This window comes from Mesorhizobium sp. M7A.F.Ca.US.005.03.2.1, assembly GCF_003997795.1.
Lineage (GTDB): Bacteria > Pseudomonadota > Alphaproteobacteria > Rhizobiales > Rhizobiaceae > Mesorhizobium > Mesorhizobium ciceri.
In genome coordinates this window covers 1-3,000 of the sequence record NZ_RZRP01000770.1, presented here as the reverse complement: position 1 = coordinate 3,000, position 3,000 = coordinate 1, and the positions used below count along the sequence as shown (strand labels likewise).

General features: G+C 61.2%; 4 protein-coding genes. All 4 read right to left on the bottom strand.

From position 1 onward, the window contains the following. Positions 1–927 (bottom strand): ABC-F family ATP-binding cassette domain-containing protein (locus EN991_RS29970; RefSeq protein WP_164769469.1); only part of this gene is annotated, 927 nt, incomplete at its 3' end. A 124-nt stretch (positions 928–1,051) separates the two neighbouring features. After that, the gene (locus EN991_RS29965) at positions 1,052–1,501 is read right to left on the bottom strand and encodes a MucR family transcriptional regulator (RefSeq protein ID WP_013532467.1); all 450 of its coding nucleotides are present in this window, start codon (positions 1,499–1,501) and stop codon (positions 1,052–1,054) included. 162 nt (positions 1,502–1,663) lie between these two features. Next, positions 1,664–1,867, bottom strand: a complete 204-nt coding sequence (locus EN991_RS29960) for a hypothetical protein (protein WP_024504288.1) — start codon at positions 1,865–1,867, stop codon at positions 1,664–1,666. Then, positions 1,860–2,807: a DMT family transporter gene (locus tag EN991_RS29955; RefSeq protein WP_127366039.1), complete on the bottom strand. Its 948-nt coding sequence runs from the start codon at positions 2,805–2,807 to the stop codon at positions 1,860–1,862. The genes EN991_RS29960 and EN991_RS29955 overlap by 8 nt, the downstream gene beginning before the upstream one ends. Positions 2,808–3,000 lie beyond the last annotated feature (193 nt).

Here is a 3,000-nt window from a genome sequence, read left to right as displayed (position 1 = left end):
CGGCGAGGCCACCGTCTTCACCGGCTCGGGGAAGGAGAACGGCCGCACCGAATCGTTCACAAGGGCCGCGATCGGCTTCATTTTTTCCAGTGCCTTGATGCGCGACTGTGCCTGTCTCGCCTTGGAGGCCTTGGCGCGGAACCGTTCGACGAAGGATTCCATGTGCTTGCGCGCGGCTTCCTGCTTGACGCGGCCCTTCTCCTGCAATTCCTTCTGCTCGGTGTATTGACGCTCGAACTGGTCGTAGCCGCCGCGCCAGAAGGTCAGCTTCTTCTGGTCGAGGTGAACGATCGAGTTGACGGCGCGGTTGAGCAGGTCGCGGTCGTGCGAGATCAAAAGCACGGTGTGCAGATATTTCGACACGTAGTTTTCCAACCACAGCGTGCCTTCAAGATCGAGATAGTTGGTCGGCTCGTCGAGCAGCAGCAGATCGGGCTCGGCAAACAGCACCGCGGCGAGCGCCACGCGCATGCGCCAGCCGCCGGAAAAGGAGGAGGCCGGACGCCGTTGCGCAGCGTCATCGAAGCCGAGGCCGGCGAGAATGGTGGCGGCGCGGGATTCGGCTGAGTGCGCGTCAATATCGGCCAGCCGCATATGGATGTCGGCGATGCGGTGCGGATCGGTCGCCGTCTTTTCCTCTTCGAGCAACGCCGTGCGTTCGAGATCGGCCTTGAGCACGATCTCGATCAGCGCATCCTCGGTGCCTGGCGCTTCCTGCGCCACCTGGCCGATGCGGGTGCTCTTCGGCAGGCTGATCGAGCCTGTCTCGGACGGGAAATCGCCGGTAATGGCCTTGAACAGCGTCGTCTTGCCGGTACCGTTGCGGCCGACAAGGCCGGCTTTGGTGCCGGCCGGCAAGGTCAGCGAGGCATGGTCGAGAAGCAGGCGTCCGGCCATGCGGAGCGATAGGTCGTTGATGATCAGCATGGCCGCGCTTTTGCACCGGACATCAACGCTTCGCAAGGCCTTGCGGGCCAGTTGGCCGCACAAGGCCTCGAAACGACGCCCGCGAGGGCGCCGTCAAAGCAGCCGAACAGTGGCTTGCCTGCTCTCAGGCAGTCGCCTTGCGCTTCGTTGCCTTGGCGACAGCGGCCGGCGCTGCTGCCGGCTTGCGGCCCAGTCCCGTCGACTTTGCCAGCGCCGATCGCGTCGCCGAGTAGTTCGGCGCAACCATCGGATAGTCCGGCGGCAAGCCCCATTTGGCCCGATAGTCGTCCGGGCTCAGGCCGTAGTCGGTCCGCAGATGCCGCTTGAGCGACTTGAACTTCTTTCCGTCCTCAAGGCAGATGATGTAGTCGGGAAACACCGACTTCTTCGGATTGACTGCCGGAACCAGGTTTGGAGTTTCCGCGACAACTGCACCAGCGAGCTTGCGAACCGAAGCACTGACGCTGGCAATCAACTCAGGCAGGCCGGAAGCCGGAAGGGGATTGTTGCCTACATAGGCCGAGACAATATCGGCCGTCAGCTCGATAACGGTCTTATCATCGATATTTGACAATTCTTTCACCTTATTTGCGACAAAATCCTCCACCCCAGCGAAGACTTGTGTCGATGTATCTCTTTAACCGCGTCCCCCAACGGACCGCCAAGCCTCATAAAAGAATGAAGAATCGGCCAAAATAGCATTCATGCGAAATCGACGCCGTGCAAATTAGAAAATCTAATACTTGGAACCAGCAGACTTAGCGGCAGGACTTTCGTCCAATATCTCCAGAATACGCTTCCAGCGGGCGCAGCGCGCGAAATCCTTTTGTTCTATCGCCTTTTCGGCCCTCATCGCGGCGTAAAGCGGCGCCTCGGCGCCGAATTCGTCGATCAGCCAATGCGCTTCCTGAATGGCCAGACGCTCATTCTCGTCAAACATGGTTTTCGGCCTCCGAACGTTCCACACCGACCGCGACACAACTGCCGATGACGAGGATGGCTCCGATAATGGCCGTCACCGTCAGCCGTTCGCCGGACAAGGTCAAAAGCAGGGTCGAGGCGATCGGCGTGAGATAGGCGACCACCGCGACCCTGCCGCTGCCTTCAAGCTTCAAGGCGCGCGACCAGAAATAGTAGCCCAAGCCCATCGGACCGGCGCCGAGATAAAGGCCGAGAGCCAGGTCCGCGCCGATGGGCCAGGTGAAACCGTCGCGAGCGCACCACAGAAACGTCAAAGCGACGCCGATCAACGATGAGGGCAGCAACAGGCGATCGGCTGGGGTGGCGACCCGTCCCACCATGATCGAATAGAAGGCCATGCACAGCGCCGACCCGAATGCGGCGAGATATCCGACCAGATCGCCGTCGAACCAGGATTGGTTGCGCCCTCCCGAAATCACCAGCGCGACGCCGATGAAGCCTACCACCGCGGCGAGACCCAACAGTGCCGGACGCCGCGGATTTTCCAAGGCAATGACTGCCGCCGCGACCATCAACGGCCAGGTGTAGGCGACCAGATTGGCCTCGATCACCGGCATCGAAGCGAAGGCGATGTATTGCAGCACCATGGTGCCGACCAGACCGATGAAGCCGACCGCGAGAGAGATGAACGCCGCCCCGGCCGTGACCGGTGCTACTCTTTCCCGGCTCATCAATCGGATGGCCCGGCTCATCAATCGGATGGCGGCGAAGACGAGTGCAGCGCCTGCAAATTGCAGGAACTGGACCTGCGACACCGGGTGGCCGGCCAGCAGGGATTTGCCGATCAGGGCATTGGTGGACCACAACGCCACCGCACCGGCAGCGAAGACCAACGCGGATATCGAGCCGGATCCCTGCCGAAACAATCGGCATGGGATTCTATTTTGCTGTTCGACCATGATCCTGTCCGAAAACCGGTTCCGACTTTTCGGGATCATGGTTCACTACCATGATTCCCTGGCTCCGCCCGGAACCGGAGCATCGACGGCGGCGGGCACGGGATGCTCCGCCTCGAACCGACGGTAGGCCGGGAGCTGGTTGGTCCAGACATCTTCGGCCAGTTCGCTGACCCACTCACGGTCGTGGTCATTG